The organism is Vibrio sp. 1402, from assembly GCF_033340275.1.
The window spans coordinates 86,123-103,294 of the sequence record NZ_JAWOWE010000003.1 but is presented as its reverse complement, the minus strand read 5'-3'; the positions used below and the strand labels follow the sequence as shown (position 1 = coordinate 103,294).

Below are 17,172 nucleotides of genomic sequence, written 5' to 3'. Positions count from 1 at the left end.
AGATTAAAGCCATGCCGTTAGTAGACACGTCTTAATTCGAAATTATCCGCTCATCAAGTTATTCATTTCTAACATTGGCATCAAGGTCGCCATCACAATGAACAACACTAATCCAGCCATTAATGCAATCAGCGCAGGAGTAAACACACCCAGAGCAATATTGACTGTTGATTCAAAGTTTTGATCTTGGTTATCGGCTGCCCGCGTCAACATGCTCTCTAATTCACCACTTTGCTCACCACTGGCGATCATGTGTAGCATCATTGGTGGAAACAAGCGAGTTTGGTCCAACGCCTTACGCAAACTAGCGCCCTCTCGGACGTTATCCGCTGCAAGCAAGACTTGCTGCTTCACATAACGGTTAGACATAACATCTACCGCAACGCGCATACCCTCTAGAATTGGAATCGCACTGGAAGTACAGATCGAAAGCGTTCGTGCGAATCGTGCGGTATTCAAACCTCGAGAGATCTTACCTATTAGCGGTAAGCTCAAGATTTTTCTGTCCCAAGCTAAGCGAAAGTCTGGCTTTTGCAACGCCAGTTTGAGGCCATAGAAAAGCACCACCAGCACAACGAAAATAATCAGCCCCCAATCTTGCACAAACTCACTGGCTGCCAGTAAAAATTGCGTCGATTGAGGTAACTCTTGGCCCATCTGAATGATGGGTTCAATGATTTTAGGAACCACTGTCGCCAATAAGAACGAAACGATGACAACCGCGAATACCACCAAAACTACAGGATAAATCATGGCTTGAAGCAATTTAGATCGCATCTTTTGGCGGTTTTCGACATAGTCTGCCAAACGCTCTAATACGGTATCGAGGTGACCTGATTTTTCGCCCGCCGCAACCATGGAGCGGTACAGTTCATCAAACACGTGTGGGTAATCGGCAAAACTGTCGGCGAGCGGATAACCCTCGGTTACTTTCGAGCGAACCGCAGCCAACATAGAACGAATCCTCGGCTTTTCAGCCTGCTCAGAGACCGCACGCAAACACTCTTCCAAAGGCATTCCTGATTGGACTAGCGTAGACAATTGCCGTGTGATGAGTGCCAGCTCAGATGTCGAGATGCCGCGCTTAAAGCTGACTGAACCTGAAGACTTAGCCGATTTAGCTTTCGTCTCGACCACTTCAATCGGGATCATCCCTTGCTCTTTGAGTCGCTGGCGCACTTGTCGGGCGTTGTCCCCTTCTATCGTGCCTTTTTTATGCTTGCCTTTTGCATCTAGCGCTTTGTACTCAAATGCCGCCATTAGGTTTCCTTCGTCACTCGCATCACTTCTTCAAGTGACGTAATGCCACGACGCACTTTGCTTAAACCATCGCTGCGAATACTTGGCGTATGGGCGCGAACGGCTCTCTCAATTTCTTGCTCACCAGACTCTCGGTGAATCAACTCTTGTACTTGCTCATCAACCATAATGAGCTCGTGGATACCTGTTCGACCTCGGTAGCCTTTTTGGTTACACGCTTCACAGCCTTTTGCTCGGTGCAGTTCTAACGGTTCATGCGCTTCCATACCAAACAGTTTTTTCTGTTCCGCATCGGCTTCATACGGCTCTTTACAGCTTGGACAAAGCGTTCGAACTAAGCGCTGCGCTAGCACCCCTAATAACGAAGAAGAAATAAGGAATGGCTCAATACCCATATCACGTAGACGCGTAATCGCACCCACTGCGGTGTTGGTGTGGAGAGTCGACATTACCAAGTGACCCGTTAAGGACGCTTGCACTGCAATTTGTGCGGTTTCTAAGTCACGGATCTCACCGACCATCACCACATCCGGGTCCTGACGCAGAATGGCACGCAAGCCGCGCGCAAACGTCATGTCGACCTTTGGGTTCACCTGAGTTTGACCGATGCCATCAATATCAAATTCGATCGGGTCTTCAACCGTTAGAATGTTGCGTTCGTTGCTATTGATCTCTTGCAAGCCAGCGTACAAGGTGGTGGATTTACCAGAACCTGTCGGGCCCGTCACCAAGATGATACCGTGAGGGCGGCCAATCAAGTGACGGAAGTTGTCATGCACTGAAGGGGTCATGCCCAAACTATGTAAATCAAGACGAGTCGCGTTTTTATCCAACAGACGCATTACCACGCGCTCCCCATGAGAGGACGGCATCGTAGATACACGCACGTCCACCGCACGACCACCGATACGCAACGAAATACGGCCATCTTGAGGCACACGCTTTTCTGCGATATCTAGTTTAGCCATAACCTTCACACGAGAAACTAGCAAAGGCGCTAGCTTACGGCTTGGAGTCAGGACTTCACGCAATACGCCATCGACACGGAAACGAATCGAAAGGGTTTTCTCGAACGTCTCAATATGAATATCCGAAGCACCTTCTTTGATCGCTTCGCCCAACATGGCGTTGATCAATTTGATGATTGGCGCATCGTCTTCCGATTCTAATAAGTCTTCATCGTGCGGCAGTTCTTCAGCCAAAGAGAAGAAATCATCGCTATCAGCACCAATATCTTCCATCAACTGACGCGCTTCAGACGAGTCACGTTGATATGCTTCGGTCAGCTTTTTATCAAAGGCTTCTTTATCGATAGGTTGTGGTACGAAGCTTTTCTTTAATACACGACGGACTTCAACCAGAGCCGCAGGGTTAAGCGGCTCGACATAGTAAAGAATAGGTGGACGCTCAGGATGCTCTGTCTCCAGCACCAGTTTAAAGCGGTTGGCAAAACTGAATGGCAGACGACGCATACTTGGCGCTGTGTCTAACATATCAACCATTAGTTGTTTTCCATTTGATCAATAAACGCTTGAATCTCTGTTGGGTGCTGACGCTCCTGGCCAAAGGCAGGCATAACCGGGATCTTCTCGTCAGCCATCAACTTCAACCCTTGATCCGCTTTGTAAAGCTGTTCTGCGCGAATAAAGTTGTATTTACGCTGCGTAATACCGTCGGCCGTCACACCATCGCGAATAATCGTCGGCTTGATGAACACCATCAAGTTACGTTTTTCTGTTTGCGTGCTAGTTGACTTGAACAGATGGCCAAGTACCGGAATGTCACCCAATAGCGGCACTTTGGACTCACTTTCAAGTGCGCGTTCATCGACCAAACCACCAAGAACCAACATCTGACCATCTTGGATCATGACAGAGGTGTTTAACTGTCGTTTAGCAAAGCGAACGTCAACCGCACCGTTTGCGCCTAATACGTTGGAAACTTCTTGTTCAATGTTTAACTGTACAGAGTCACCTTCGTTAATTTGTGGCACTACTTTGAGTTTGATACCGACTTCTTTACGGTCAACCGTTTGGAATGGATTGTCGTTGTTTGAGCCAGCCGTAGAGCCCGTAATAACCGGAACCTCTTCACCCACAATAAATGATGCTTCGCCATTATCCATTACGGTAATACTCGGCGAAGATAGAATGTTTGAGTTGGAGTCAGAAGCAACAGCACTAATTAGCGCTGTCCAGTCACCCATGACAATACTCATTGCCGCACCATTTACTCCGCTAAGTGCTGACGCTAGCGTAGAGTAGTCACCTGATTCAGTAACATCATATGGCGTTCGTTCGCCATTAGAGTTGGTATAGTATTCAGTTCGGGTTTGATCTTTTGCTTCTTCTAGACCAACCATCACCTGACCAATCGGGGCTCCTGAGTTACCGTACTGAATTACAGCACCCGTTTCTAATGAACCCCACTGAACACCTAGGTTAATACCATCACCTTCAGACATTTCGACAATTAACGCTTCAATAAGAACCTGAGCACGACGAATATCGAGTTGAGAAATGACGTCTTGTAATGCCATCATAATATCTGGTGGCGCTGTTAAAACTAACGAGTTAGTTGCAGCGTGAGCAGCAATGACGACCTCACCACGCGATGCACCTGATGTTTTCTGACCGGCTTGCTTTTCAGCTTGCAGGTTATCGGAAACACCTTTCAATACATCCACCAAGTCTTCAGCTTTCGCATTTTTCAGGTACACGACTCGGTTGTTACCTTTTGTCGCCATTTCAACATCAAGTTGACGAATTAAACGTTTCAAGCGGGCTCTTACTTTTGGATCACCAGAAATTAAAATCGCGTTAGTACGTTCATCGGCCACAATTTTAGGTTCAAGGAACTCTGGCGTGCTTTTCTGATTCGCACTTTTATTCAGTGCTTCGACAATGCGTACCATTTCAGCAGCAGATGCATTACGCAGCTCCACCAATTCAATTTCTTTATCACCGGCTTGGTCAACACGCTTGATGATCTCTGCTAAGCGATTCACTACTGCCGCACGACCAGTGATCAAGATAATATTCGCTGGATCATAATGAACCACGTTACCGGCACCGGCGTTATCAATCAGCTGACGAAGTAGAGGAGACAACTCTCGAACCGACACATTACGCACCGCGACAACTCGAGTGATAACACTATCGCCTTGCGCGCTGCCATCACCTAACACAGGGATTGCTGAGGTTTTTGAGTCTTTTGCTTTGATAACCTTAAGTACCCCATTGTCCATTTCTACGACTGCGTAACCGTATACTTCAAGGACATTAAGGAAAAAGCTGTAGTATTGCTCTTCGTTAAGAACGTCATAGCTGCGGACATCGATTTTACCGCGTACTGAAGGATCAACAATGATGGTCTTTTCGAGGTTACGACCCACTATGTTGATGAATTCTTGAATATCAGTGCCTTTAAAGCTCGCACTAAATTCGTTTGCCATTGCACCTGGTACGCAGAGTAAACTTCCTGCTAGTAGCCAAGCACTTTTGCTGAACCAATGTTTCACGTATGTCTCCCTGAACTTACGCCGGTTGCCTAAGTCTTACAATTGGATATAGATATCGTACTGTTGGCCGTCTCGCTCAACAGTTAAATTTAATTCTTGCGGATCGCTCATCACTTGCATCAGTTGTACTGAAGAAGACGGGTCACTTAAATCGATCCCGTTCAGTTGAACCGCAATATCGCCAGGTTGTAGCCCTACATCATTAAATAATGCGGCATCACGACCAGGTGATACTCGATAACCAACAATGTCTCCGTCTTTTTTGACGGGTGAAATGGTGATGTATTTAAAAACGCTTTGTGGATCTTTCGCAATTTCCTCGCGGATTTGCTCTAATTTCTCTCCAACGTCAGACGTCGCTGCTTCTGCTCGCTGAGCTTGCGCCCTAGCTACCTGCGGCGATTCAGATAGCTTCTTATATTCTATACCTTCCATCATTAAGGTCTCGTCTCGACCTTGGTTATCAATGATGACGCGATCCACCAATACCGCTTTTAGTGTCGCACGTGTCCCTTCGATTTCTTCACCCAAACCGTACGTAGCTTGCTTACCTCGGTTAGCAATAACAGCAAGGCTGGTGTTGGCATCACTACTTGCAACCGCACCGACCAGCGTAAGGTTAAGGCGCGTCTTAGGGGCGTCTTTAACAATAGGCTGTTCTACAACCGCCGCTTTTTGCTCAGTGTATTTACCGAATAGGTTGGCATTCTGAAGGGCATTAAAATCTATCGCGTCGCCTTTATTGCTCGCAGCAACGCTACTCGCCGATGGACGCCATTGCGGCACTTCCGACGATTGAGGTATGGCTAACCACACAATTTTGCCAAGTATCCATCCGGTTATCGCAATAAACAGACAGGTAAGCAACAAGCTAAGTTTGGCTTGAATGGTATAATGATTGGACTTGATCTGAGCCAGTAGCGGTCTGCTTGATAATCCTGCACTTAGCTCTAAACGTTTCACTGAATGGATTCCTTTATTCTAACGTCCGTCATTTAAGCTATAACGATAGCTATCGACTTTAAATTGCTAAATTTGCAATAAAATTATTACTCAACAAAGAGCAGTGAACTATATCACAAGTTGTCTTTCATACCTTTTTCTTATGCAGTTTTTGCCAACTCCCTTGAAAAAAATACGCCTTGACTCCATCTGTAGGTGAATAATCCATCACTCATTGCCGTATTCGGGCAGTGATTAGATAGCGTAGTGTTCTATGAGTTCCCTAAATGAAGCCGTTAGGCTAGATAAATGGCTATGGGCCGCAAGATTTTACAAAACCCGCTCCATCGCACGTAACATGGTCGATGGCGGTAAAGTCCACTATAATGGCCAACGAAGCAAGCCGAGTAAAATCGTTGAAGTGGGCGCTGAAGTCAGACTTCGTCAAGGCAACGAAGAAAAAATCGTGATCATCGAACAAATCTCAGATCAACGCCGAGGCGCTCCCATCGCACAAACCTTATATCGCGAAACCAATGAGAGTATCGCGAAACGTGAGGAACACGCGACTCAACGTAAGCTTAATGCCCACAACCCAAGTCCGGAACGCCGCCCAGATAAAAAGCAGCGCCGAGACATCATTAAGTTCAAACACCAATAAAAGCCGGAATTACCAACGAGGAAAGCACTCCATGGCAAATAATGTTTTAAACCGCTACCTATTCGAAGATCTTTCAGTACGTGGCGAGTTGGTACAATTGGATGAAGCGTACCAACGTGTTATCTCCAGCAAGGAATATCCGGCAGCAATAGAGAAACTGCTGGGTGAGCTACTCGTTTCAACTACTCTTTTAACTGCCACTCTTAAGTTCGAAGGTTCGATCACCATCCAGCTACAAGGCGACGGTCCTGTGTCTCTTGCCGTTATCAACGGTGACCATAACCAACGTGTTCGTGGCGTAGCTCGCTGGGAAGGCGATGTTGCCGATGACGCAAACATTCACGATCTAATGGGTAAGGGCTACCTTGTGATCACCATCGAACCGAAAAACGGCGAGCGTTACCAAGGCGTCGTTGGACTAGAAGGTGACACTTTAGCAGAAGTGCTAGAAGGCTACTTTGCAAACTCAGAGCAGTTAAAAACGCGCCTATGGATCCGCACTGGTGAGCATGAAGGCAAAGCACACGCAGCAGGTATGTTGATTCAAGTGATCCCTGACGGCACTGGCTCTCCAGATGATTTCGAACATCTAGAGCAGCTCACTGACACAGTAAAAGATGAAGAATTGTTTGGTTTAGAAGCGAACGAGTTATTGTATCGACTATATAACCAAGACAAAGTACGTCTGTACGAGCCGCAACCTGTCGAGTTCCATTGTGGCTGTTCTCGTGAGCGTAGCGGTGCCGCAATCATCACCGTTGAGAAAGCTGAAATTTATGACATTTTGGCAGAAGTTGGATCAGTTTCTTTACATTGTGATTACTGTGGCACAACTTATACGTTCGACGAATCTGAAGTCACTGAACTGTATGCACAAGCTTCTACGGACAAGAAAACCCTGCATTAATTTACATAGCTTATCAAGCACGTAATTTACCCTACAAAAGGCCAGCTTAATGCTGGCCTTTTTGTGATCAACCCCTCGTAATAACTAGCCTCAAGCGTAATAAAACAACTGCTTAATTTTAAACAATTAATAATGATTTTGCCCTAGCGCAAAGGATTGCGTGCACGATAGACTATTCCCACCAATATGTGACGGGTTACCTAAAACCTTATTGAAATCATGGGTAAATTTTGAGCTATCTCCCTGTTTTCTCCCCGCCCCGTTGCTAGCATGGTGAGCAGATTAAAATTAAAACATTCTTACAAAATCCCTACAAAATCCTTATAAGGAGCACCTATGACCGTTATGGAACATACTAAGGCTGCAACACTTGATCTAACCAAGCACGGACTGCATAACGTAAAAGAGGTTATTCGCAACCCAAGCTACGAAATGTTGTTTGAGGAAGAAACGCGTGAAGACCTAACCGGTTATGAGCGCGGCGTGGTTACTGAACTAGGTGCGGTTGCCGTTGACACTGGCATCTTTACTGGTCGCTCACCAAAAGATAAATACATCGTCAAAGACGCTACGACAGAAGAACATATGTGGTGGACGTCTGATCAAGTGAAAAATGATAACAAGCCAATCACTCCTGAAGTGTGGGACGAGCTAAAAGAACTGGTCACAAACCAGCTTTCTAACAAACGCTTGTTTGTTGTTGACGGTTACTGTGGTGCAAACCCAGATACACGTTTGAGCATTCGTGTTATCACAGAAGTCGCATGGCAAGCGCACTTCGTTAAAAACATGTTTATTCGCCCGACAGAAGAAGAGTTAGCGACATTTGAACCAGACTTCGTAGTAATGAATGGCGCAAAATGCACTAATCCAAAATGGGAAGAGCAAGGCCTGAACTCAGAAAACTTCACCGTATTTAACCTAACCGAGCGCATGCAACTTATCGGTGGTACTTGGTACGGCGGTGAAATGAAGAAAGGTATGTTCGCCATGATGAACTACTTCCTTCCACTAAAAGACATCGCATCAATGCACTGTAGCGCTAACATGGGCAAAGATGGCGATGTAGCGGTATTCTTCGGTCTATCTGGTACGGGTAAAACGACCCTGTCGACTGATCCTAAACGTGCGCTAATTGGTGATGATGAGCACGGCTGGGATGATGACGGTGTCTTCAACTTCGAAGGTGGTTGTTACGCAAAAACCATCAAACTTTCGAAAGAAGCGGAGCCGGACATCTACAACGCAATTCGTCGTGATGCACTGCTAGAAAACGTAACAGTACGTGGCGATGGCTCTATCGACTTTGATGATGGTTCGAAAACAGAAAACACACGTGTTTCTTACCCTATCTACCATATCGATAATATCGTTAAGCCAGTATCAAAAGGCGGTCACGCGAATAAAGTGATCTTCCTATCAGCCGATGCATTTGGCGTACTGCCTCCAGTATCTAAATTGACACCTGAGCAAACTAAGTACCACTTCCTGTCTGGCTTTACCGCCAAACTAGCGGGAACAGAGCGCGGTATTACTGAGCCAACACCAACTTTCTCTGCTTGTTTCGGCGCGGCGTTCCTAACGCTTCACCCAACTAAATACGCAGAAGTACTGGTTAAACGCATGGAAGCAGCAGGCGCTGAGGCTTACCTAGTGAACACAGGTTGGAACGGCACTGGCAAACGTATCTCTATTCAAGATACACGCGGAATTATTGATGCCATTCTTGATGGTTCGATTGAAGAAGCACCAACTAAGCACATTCCAATCTTCAACCTTGAAGTACCAACGTCACTACCAGGTGTGGATCCTAGCATTCTAGACCCTCGCGACACGTACGTTGACCCACTTCAGTGGGAAAGCAAAGCGAAAGATTTAGCAGCGCGCTTTATCAATAACTTTGATAAGTACACAGACAACGCTGAAGGTAAATCCCTGGTTGCGGCTGGTCCTCAGATTGATTAAATCGAGTAACAGCGACGTCGCGTAAACGCAGTGAAAAGTTGGCATTAACTTATCACCTTTACGTAGGCCAAGTTACAAAAATTGCTTCAAGCCCCTCTTTTGAGGGGCTTTTTATTGAATACCACAGAATATTGATACAAGCTAAAGCCTATCTAGTTTTATTTCATAACACACGTAGGTTCTAGCAAAGATGAAAACAGCGCGTCGAGTTCTACTTCTGTTACTGGTTATCTTAGTTGCCATTCCAGCCGCTACGATTGCGCTGCTAACAACATCTTACGCGGACGCAACCTGGCGCTTGCTGTCAAACACCTTTTCTCTTCCCTTCCGGGCCGGAAGCGTGCGTTATGGCTTTCCCTATCACCTAACTTTACAACGCGTGAACACCAGCGGAGACGATGCGTCTTACATCGAGCAAGTCGATTTATGGATGAATCCCGATGTTTATCGCGATGGTAAATGGATCGTTGATAGTTTATTGATTGATGGTATGAGCTTGCAGTATGGCGCACCAAAGCTCCCACCTTTAGACAACGTTTTATTCCATCAAATCGCGCTCAAAAATATTGATTACGCCGACGAGCAGTTCTCTGCCAATGGCATTGACCTTCAAATTCAATCACCACAATGGAATGGTCATTTAATACCATATGGCGAAGTTCAACTTGCAGCTGACCAACTCTATTGGAATGGCGAAGCCTTTAATCAAGTCTTAGTCGATATAGACTACAAACCGCAAGACAGTACGCTTTATGGCACCTCTTTTAACTGGCGTAACAGTCAAATATCTGGGCAAGGGGAGCAGTATCCTCAAGGCTGGTCTTTAGTAAATGTGACCATCAACAAGCTGAAACTGAGTAATACGCAGCGCCAATCACTGCTTGCAAAACCTTGGCACGATCTACCATTTAGCATTAATCATATTAATAGCTTAGATTTGCTTAACGCCGATATTGAATGGGGCGACTGGCACTGGCAGAACTTGGATCTTTCTGTGGAAAACGCCACGCTGCCACTGTCTCTCTGGAAGACAAAAGCTCAAGTGTCATTGCAGGCGGATAGCGTTCGATTCCAGCAGCAAACCGCAATAGAGCCACGTTTGAGTGCCGCTATCGAGCCAGGAGTAATCCAGCTCAACGAGCTCAGCTTAGATTGGCAGCAAGGTCGAGTGCAAGTTTCTGGATTGTTCACGCCAACACAATGGAAGCTCAAAGAAGCCTCTATTCAAGGCCTCAAGTGGGCAACACAGCCAGAAGACAACCTAAATTGGTGGCACGCCGCCACCAGCGAGTTAGAGCATGTTGCAATCGAACGACTCGACATTGAGCGCAGCCAAATTATCCAGCTATCTCACGAACCTTATTGGCAACTTTCCGGTTTAAATATCGAAGGGCAACAGCTTGATATTAAACAGTCTGCTCAACGTTGGGGCCTTTGGCAAGGCGAATTGGAAGTCAGCGTTGTCAACGCCAGCTATGACCAAATACTCACATCTCACGCAGCACTTGCCATGCAAAGCAAAGATGGCTTTTGGCAATTGACTCGCCTTTTTGCGCCACTCGAGCAAGGCTACGTAGAAGGCATCGGACAAATAGATTTGAGTACCCCGAGCCAACCTTGGGCGCTCAACGTCAATGCTGATGGTATTCCCTTATCGCTCTTCCACGATTATTTTTTACCCGACACACTGGCTATTGATGGTTTTTCCGATCTCAGCCTCGATCTACAAGGGTTATCAGGTGATCGCAACATGCTGGCCTACAGCTTATCGGGTGAAGTGGAAGCCAATCTCCGAGATACCCGCTTGAAGTCCCAAGCGGATCATTCGCTCAAAGCCATTACCTTAAGTCCACTGCGTTTAAGCGCGCAACGAGGGGAAGTTGCCATAACGCCGGTCACCATCTCAGGAAAAGCCATAAGTGGTAAGGTTTGGGGAACATTTGATATGGCCAACAACCCGCTAAGTGGCATTACTTATCAATTGGAAGAGTCGTGCGGAAACATTGAAGGCGATCTACTAAGTGGCGAAACCCACCGTAATGAGTGCGTGAACGCATCAAAACTGGCCGAGCCTACTGATATTGAGACTCCACAGAAAAATGAACCTTCCATCGAGCAGCCAATCGTAATTGATAACATCAATTTGGAGACTCAAGAGGAAGAGCTTTACGAAGAAGTTATCGAAGAAGATGAAGTACCCGACACGAATTCCGCAGCAGAACAAACCCTCTCACCGACAGAGCAAGAAGGTGAAACAGATAAGCGCCCAGCAGATCAGTCGGCGCTTACCCCATCAGCAACTGAGTAACTGCGAGTAGTTCGGTATCAGCATATAGGTACCGACAAAATCCACAGCTGGCGTGTCACCACTATAAATCACTACGTGAATAACGATGCGTGCTTTGCGTCCCGACTCCAATCGGTCTAGGTCACCACTGATCCCATCCAACGAAGTACTCGCCACGGGGTTTTGTTCGACTGGTTGACGATAACGAATAGAGCTGTCGGCCAACACAATATCACCGTGCAACCCACGCTCTTTAAGCAGCAGCCACGTCATCCCCCACCCTGTCAAGGTTGCTAAGGTAAAAGCTGACCCGGCGAACATGGTGTTATGCGGATTAAGGTTAGGATTAAGCTGCGCACAGCATTCAAACTGGTAACCCGTGTACTGATTAATTTTGATCCCCATTTTGTCGCTAATTGGGATTTGTTGCTCCCAGCGCTGTTGAAGCTCAGTACACCATTCAGGGCGACGTAACACATTGGCCATCGGATCCAGTTGCTTCACCATTTGCTGATGGCGCACAGGGCCACGCTCATCGGTTAGCTCGCCTCGACGCTCAAAGCCATTTTTTTCATAAAAGGCGATGGCATCTTCACGGGCATTACACACCAAGCGTTTCGCTCCTTCTTGGCGCGCTAACGACTCTAGTGCAACCAAAACCAGCGAACCCATTCCTTTGCTACGGCGATTATTTTTAACCGCCATGTAGCGGATCTGGCCATCATTATCCGGTGTAATGTATAAACGGCCAATCGCCATAGGACGACCTCGTCCATCAACAATCATGCGGTGATGGCTCATTTCGTCGTATTCATCGCGCTCTGAGCCGATCGGCATACGCCATGGCTCACGAAGCAGTTGCCAGCGAAACTGATAATACTTGTTTATCTGATTATCGGTTTTGGGAGTAATGAGTTTGAACATATCAATCCTTTGAAAGCACAACACTAATCAGTGTCGGAAAAATTACTCCAAGCCAATTCCATGATCTTGGAGTTAAAGCTTAGACTATGGCGCCTGTGTTACCAGATTAGACCTGCAACCAAAACGTCACTGGACCGTCATTCACCAAAGACACTTTCATATCGGCAGCGAAGCGGCCACGCTGTGTGGGTAAGACTTCTTCACACAAGTCAGAAAAGTAATCATACAAGCGCTCTGCATCAACAGGATGCGCACCGCGAGAAAAGCCAGCTCGCGTGCCTTTTTTTGTATCCGCAGGCAGCGTAAATTGAGAAACCACCAGCACTTTACCTTCCACCTGTTTAACGTTTAGGTTCATCTTGCCTTCGTCATCTTCGAACACACGGTAGGTTGTAACACGCTCCATTAAACGCTTTGCTTTAGCTTCATCGTCGTCCTTCTCTACGCCCAATAAGACCAGCAGACCACGATCAATTTCTCCTACGACTTCACCATCCACACGGACGGCTGCTTCACTGACTCGTTGAATTAGCGCTATCACTACTCTCGCTTCCTTCATCTGTTAACTGAGATTCAGCGGTCGAGTGTATCATGTCTAAATCTTCACTCCAGTGCTCTCGCTCACCAAGCGCAGCCGTAACTTCCGCCCCCAATAACACGATCATCCAGCATAAATACACCCAAACAAATAAGATAGGAATCGCCGCTAACGCGCCGTAGATGAGCTGATAAGACGGAAACTGAGTGATGTAGAGTGCAAAGCCTTTTTTACTCAACTCGAACAGTATCGCGGCGACTGCTGCCCCCATGGCACCATGAGCGAGGTGTACTTTTTTATTCGGCACTAGAATATACAAGCCAAGAAAAGCAAAAAAGGACAGCAACAACGGTAGCCAACGCAGAAATAAATTAAACGCACCAGATAATGTCTCGTTCTCTAAAATTTGCAGCGAAGTCACGTACGACGTCGCCGCAATACTCGCACCGACCATGATCGGCCCTAACGTGAGTACCATCCAATACATAGAGAATGAAAAGACTAAACGGCGCTTGTCTTTAACTCGCCAAATGTAGTTTAAGTTCTTATCAATGTTGGAAATCAGCATGACTGCGGCAATGAATAAAAACCCACCGCCAACCGCGCTCATTTTGCCCGTATTCGCCACAAATTCCTGTAATGCCGTATGTACAGCTTCTCCAGAAGCCGGCACAAAATTCTCAATAATGTAGCCTTGCAGCACCTCACCAACGTTCGCAAAAACGGGAAATTTCGACAATATTGATAACAATACCGTCAGCATTGGCACAATAGACAACAAGGTAATGTAGGCAAGATAGCCCGCGTTCACATTCACACGGTCATGCGTTAATCGCTTAAGAAGGTACGTAAAAAACGCGACGCAACTTGGCAGTAGATTGATTAATCTCGCCTTGTAACTCTCTGATAACTGGTTCATAGTTCATCCCATAATTAGCGCCGAGGACATAAGAATGCCTTATTTATTAGCAATTGTACTATCAATTTTCACTTTAACAGGGTGTCAATCTGCTTATTACTCAGCAATGGAGCAGGTTGGGTATCATAAACGAGATATTATGGTCGACCGCGTCGAAGATGCCAAAGAATCTCAACAAGATGCACAAGAAGAATTCACCAGTGCACTTGAAGCCTTATCTGCGATCACCAACTTTGATGGTGGTGAGCTAGAAAATGTCTACAACAACATCAATGACAAATACGAAGATAGCGAAAAAGCGGCTCAAGACGTACGTGACCGTATTGCTGCGATTGAAGACGTATCCGGCGCACTGTTTGATGAGTGGCAAGATGAGCTAGAGCTGTACTCGAGTGCGAAACTGCGTCGTTCAAGCGAGCAAAAACTACGTGAAACCAAAGCCTCGTACAAAACCATGCTTAGCGCTATGAAGCGTGCAGAGAAAAAGATGACACCGGTACTGGATACGCTACGTGACAACACGTTGTACTTAAAACACAACCTTAACGCCAGTGCGATTGGTTCTTTGCAAGGTGAGTTCTCTAGCTTAGAGAAAGACATTCAGTTTGCGATCAAACAAATGAACGAAGCGATTGCAGAGTCCGATAAATTCCTACAAAAGCTCAATCAAAAGTAAATGATTTAGACCTCCTCCAAGTGAGGAGGTTTTAGTCGGCGACCTCACCGAGTAAACCGATGACACTTCGAACAAAGCCTACCCTCTCTGGTACAGTTCCCCATGGCACTTCTACCACTTCATAACCCAACTCAGTATAGACACTCACTAACGACTGATGAATCTCCAATGCTTCTTCAAAGCTGTGCGGACGCACTTCATCTTGTACGTAAATGGATGCTTCAGGTCGACAAGTAAACACCTGACTATGGTACCCAGCGCTTTCGGTTAAGAAAGCTTGGTCAACCTTACAGCCGCCCACTTGTAGGTATGCAATGATGTCGGGGATGGCGCGATCAACAAACGCAACATCATGACAACGCGCATCACTCTTTTGTTTGTCCATCAACCCAAGGCATAACTTGGCAAACCCAGGTAAATTCGTCCACGGCAAAATACCATTTTCTAACTGGCTTTGCTGCTCAATCAAGTCGCGAGACCCTTCAGGAAACGTGGCGTAACCACACGCGTCTAGCGCATTCAGCAATGTTGTTTTTCCCGCACCAGGCCCACCGGTGATAATAATCGGGTTCATATTCAACTCCAGAAAACAAAAAGCCCCGAGCATAACTCGAGGCTTCTTCTTAATTGAATCGCTTAACGAAAATTATTTCGCGCCACGAGAAGCACGCTTACGGTCGCTTTCCGTTAGGAACTTCTTACGGATACGGATGCTTTCAGGCGTTACTTCTACTAGCTCGTCGTCATCGATGAATTCTAGTGCTTGCTCAAGAGTCATCTTGATTGGCGGAGTAAGAACCTGTGCGTCATCGGTACCAGATGCACGAACGTTGGTTAGCTGCTTACCTTTCAGTGCGTTTACCGTTAGGTCGTTGTCACGGCTGTGAATACCGATAACCATACCTTCGTAAACTTCAACACCGTGACCGATAAATAGACGACCACGCTCTTGAAGGTTGAACAGTGCGTTAGTTAGCGCTTTACCCATCGCGTTCGCGATTAGTACACCGTTTACACGTTGACCGATGTTACCGCCTTTGTGAGGGCCGTAGTGATCAAACGTATGGTAAAGAAGACCTGAACCTGAAGTCAGTGTCATGAATTCCGTTTGAAAACCGATCAGACCACGTGATGGCATAACGAAGTCCATACGCACACGACCTTTACCGTCTGGAGACATGTCTTTCAGCTCACCTTTACGTAGGCCGATGTTCTCCATGATGCCGCCTTGATGCTCTTCCATTACGTCGATCGTTACAGTCTCGAACGGTTCCATCAACTGACCATCTTCTTCTTTGATGATTACTTCTGGACGAGATACTGCTAGCTCAAAGCCTTCACGACGCATGTTTTCGATCAGGATAGAAAGGTGAAGTTCACCACGACCTGATACGCGGAATTTATCTGGATCGTCTGTTTGCTCAACGCGTAGTGCAACGTTGTGTACCAATTCCTTCTCAAGACGCTCAAGGATGTTACGTGACGTTACGAACTTACCTTCTTTACCCGCGAATGGAGACGTGTTTACTTGGAACGTCATCGTTACTGTTGGTTCATCAACAGACAATGGTGGTAATGCTTCTACTGCGTTTTGTGCACAGATAGTGTCAGAAATTTTCAGCTCGCCAAGACCAGTGATTGCGATGATATCACCCGCGTTAGCTTGTTCCACTTCGTGACGCTCTAGGCCAAGGTAGCCCATTACTGTACCCACTTTACCGTTGCGAGTTTTACCGTCAGCACCAATAATGGTTACCTGCTGGTTTGGTTTAACGCTACCACGAGTTACGCGAGCCACGCCGATAACACCAACGTAAGAGCTGTAGTCTAGCTGAGAAACTTGCATCTGTAGTGGACCATCAAGGTCAACATTTGGCGCGTCAACAACATCAACGATAGTTTGGAATAGTGGTTCCATGTTCTCGCCAGTTTCGCCTTCTTCTAGAGAAGCCCAACCGTTAAGTGCAGATGCGTAAACTACTTTAAAGTCTAGCTGGTCATCAGTTGCACCTAAGTTGTCGAACAGGTCGAACACTTGGTCCATAACCCAATCAGGACGTGCACCAGGGCGGTCAATCTTGTTGATTACAACGATTGGTTTTAAACCGTGAGCAAACGCTTTTTGTGTTACGAAACGCGTTTGAGGCATTGGACCATCAACTGCGTCAACGATAAGTAGTACAGAGTCTACCATCGACATGATACGCTCAACTTCACCACCGAAGTCCGCGTGTCCCGGAGTATCTACGATGTTGATACGGTAATCGTTCCAGTCGATTGCTGTGTTTTTAGCAAGAATGGTAATACCGCGCTCTTTCTCGATGTCGTTCGAGTCCATGACTCGCTCTTCAGCTTCACCGCGAGACTCAAGCGTGCCTGATTGTTGTAGCAGCTTGTCAACCAACGTGGTTTTACCGTGGTCAACGTGCGCGATGATCGCGATATTTCTTAATTTATCAATCTGTGGAGTAGCCATGGATATTGATTCACTTAGATAGATGAAATGCCCCCACGCTGAGAACGGGTGCTCTCTGGCGACATTTGCTGATTAAAAAAACGGCCATAATGTACCA

Annotated in this window: 14 protein-coding genes; 5 read left to right on the top strand and 9 right to left on the bottom strand. The window is 46.5% G+C overall.

Annotated elements, in window-relative coordinates; genetic code table 11:
- Positions 1 to 42: 42 nt before the first annotated feature.
- From gspF to gspC, 4 genes are read right to left on the bottom strand one after another with little or no spacing between them, the layout of a single operon-like run.
- Positions 43 to 1,260, bottom strand: a complete 1,218-nt coding sequence (gspF, locus tag R7044_RS06785; RefSeq protein ID WP_033905910.1) for a type II secretion system inner membrane protein GspF — start codon at positions 1,258 to 1,260, stop codon at positions 43 to 45.
- Entirely contained in the window at positions 1,260 to 2,762 is a 1,503-nt protein-coding gene (gene gspE / locus R7044_RS06780; RefSeq protein WP_005379296.1) for a type II secretion system ATPase GspE, read from the bottom strand. Before gspE ends, gspF begins: the two co-directional genes overlap by 1 nt.
- On the bottom strand, positions 2,762 to 4,780 hold the full coding sequence (gspD, locus tag R7044_RS06775) for a type II secretion system secretin GspD (protein WP_005379295.1): 2,019 nt from the start codon (positions 4,778 to 4,780) through the stop codon (positions 2,762 to 2,764). Before gspD ends, gspE begins: the two co-directional genes overlap by 1 nt.
- Before the next feature lie 36 nt (positions 4,781 to 4,816).
- Positions 4,817 to 5,743 carry a type II secretion system protein GspC gene (gene gspC, locus R7044_RS06770; RefSeq protein ID WP_005379294.1) on the bottom strand — a complete coding sequence of 309 codons (927 nt, stop codon included), beginning with the start codon at positions 5,741 to 5,743 and terminating at the stop codon, positions 4,817 to 4,819.
- 253 nt (positions 5,744 to 5,996) lie between these two features.
- Between gspC and hslR the strand changes: the two genes are divergently transcribed.
- The 4 genes from hslR (at position 5,997) to R7044_RS06750 (ending at position 11,563) form a co-directional block, all read left to right on the top strand.
- The gene (gene hslR, locus R7044_RS06765; RefSeq protein ID WP_005379292.1) at positions 5,997 to 6,383 is read left to right on the top strand and encodes a ribosome-associated heat shock protein Hsp15; all 387 of its coding nucleotides are present in this window, start codon (positions 5,997 to 5,999) and stop codon (positions 6,381 to 6,383) included.
- 31 nt (positions 6,384 to 6,414) lie between these two features.
- Positions 6,415 to 7,290: an Hsp33 family molecular chaperone HslO gene (gene hslO / locus R7044_RS06760; protein ID WP_005379290.1), complete on the top strand. Its 876-nt coding sequence runs from the start codon at positions 6,415 to 6,417 to the stop codon at positions 7,288 to 7,290.
- Positions 7,291 to 7,626: 336 nt separating this feature from the next.
- Entirely contained in the window at positions 7,627 to 9,255 is a 1,629-nt protein-coding gene (pckA, locus tag R7044_RS06755) for a phosphoenolpyruvate carboxykinase (ATP) (RefSeq protein WP_005379288.1), read from the top strand.
- Positions 9,256 to 9,445: 190 nt separating this feature from the next.
- A complete protein-coding gene (locus tag R7044_RS06750) occupies positions 9,446 to 11,563 on the top strand; it encodes an AsmA family protein (protein ID WP_005379285.1) in 2,118 nt (705 codons plus the stop codon).
- On the opposite strand, the gene R7044_RS06745 is transcribed toward R7044_RS06750, so the two are convergent.
- The 3 genes from R7044_RS06745 to R7044_RS06735 all read right to left on the bottom strand — a co-directional run bounded on the left by R7044_RS06745 (position 11,549) and on the right by R7044_RS06735 (position 13,923).
- Positions 11,549 to 12,466: a bifunctional GNAT family N-acetyltransferase/hotdog fold thioesterase gene (locus R7044_RS06745; protein ID WP_005379283.1), complete on the bottom strand. Its 918-nt coding sequence runs from the start codon at positions 12,464 to 12,466 to the stop codon at positions 11,549 to 11,551. The two genes, R7044_RS06750 and R7044_RS06745, sit on opposite strands and share 15 nt — an antisense overlap.
- Positions 12,467 to 12,572: 106 nt before the next feature.
- A complete protein-coding gene (gene dtd, locus R7044_RS06740; RefSeq protein WP_005379282.1) occupies positions 12,573 to 13,007 on the bottom strand; it encodes a D-aminoacyl-tRNA deacylase in 435 nt (144 codons plus the stop codon).
- Positions 12,979 to 13,923, bottom strand: a complete 945-nt coding sequence (locus R7044_RS06735; RefSeq protein WP_033905908.1) for a virulence factor BrkB family protein — start codon at positions 13,921 to 13,923, stop codon at positions 12,979 to 12,981. Before R7044_RS06735 ends, dtd begins: the two co-directional genes overlap by 29 nt.
- Before the next feature lie 34 nt (positions 13,924 to 13,957).
- On the opposite strand from R7044_RS06735, the gene R7044_RS06730 reads away from it, so the two are divergent.
- Complete coding sequence (locus tag R7044_RS06730; protein ID WP_005382972.1) at positions 13,958 to 14,599, top strand: DUF2959 domain-containing protein; 642 nt, start codon at positions 13,958 to 13,960, stop codon at positions 14,597 to 14,599.
- A 31-nt stretch (positions 14,600 to 14,630) separates the two neighbouring features.
- Here R7044_RS06730 and R7044_RS06725 read toward each other — a convergent pair whose 3' ends face one another.
- Positions 14,631 to 15,173, bottom strand: coding sequence for an AAA family ATPase (locus R7044_RS06725; protein WP_033905906.1), 543 nt, complete (start codon positions 15,171 to 15,173; stop codon positions 14,631 to 14,633).
- Between the two features lie 72 nt (positions 15,174 to 15,245).
- A complete protein-coding gene (gene typA / locus R7044_RS06720) occupies positions 15,246 to 17,075 on the bottom strand; it encodes a translational GTPase TypA (protein WP_005379276.1) in 1,830 nt (609 codons plus the stop codon).
- Between the last annotated feature and the right edge of the window lie 97 nt (positions 17,076 to 17,172).

Bases quoted from the DNA above. Each gene is read 5' to 3' on its own strand.
- pckA (WP_005379288.1), top strand. From the start codon at position 7,627: ATGACCGTTATGGAACATACTAAGGCTGCAACACTTGATCTAACCAAG.
- R7044_RS06735 (WP_033905908.1), bottom strand. From the start codon at position 13,923: ATGAACCAGTTATCAGAGAGTTACAAGGCGAGATTAATCAATCTACTG.
- typA (WP_005379276.1), bottom strand. From the start codon at position 17,075: ATGGCTACTCCACAGATTGATAAATTAAGAAATATCGCGATCATCGCG.
- gspE (WP_005379296.1), bottom strand. From the start codon at position 2,762: ATGGTTGATATGTTAGACACAGCGCCAAGTATGCGTCGTCTGCCATTC.
- gspF (WP_033905910.1), bottom strand. From the start codon at position 1,260: ATGGCGGCATTTGAGTACAAAGCGCTAGATGCAAAAGGCAAGCATAAA.
- R7044_RS06750 (WP_005379285.1), top strand. From the start codon at position 9,446: ATGAAAACAGCGCGTCGAGTTCTACTTCTGTTACTGGTTATCTTAGTT.
- hslR (WP_005379292.1), top strand. From the start codon at position 5,997: ATGAGTTCCCTAAATGAAGCCGTTAGGCTAGATAAATGGCTATGGGCC.
- R7044_RS06730 (WP_005382972.1), top strand. From the start codon at position 13,958: ATGCCTTATTTATTAGCAATTGTACTATCAATTTTCACTTTAACAGGG.
- R7044_RS06725 (WP_033905906.1), bottom strand. From the start codon at position 15,173: ATGAACCCGATTATTATCACCGGTGGGCCTGGTGCGGGAAAAACAACA.
- R7044_RS06745 (WP_005379283.1), bottom strand. From the start codon at position 12,466: ATGTTCAAACTCATTACTCCCAAAACCGATAATCAGATAAACAAGTAT.
- hslO (WP_005379290.1), top strand. From the start codon at position 6,415: ATGGCAAATAATGTTTTAAACCGCTACCTATTCGAAGATCTTTCAGTA.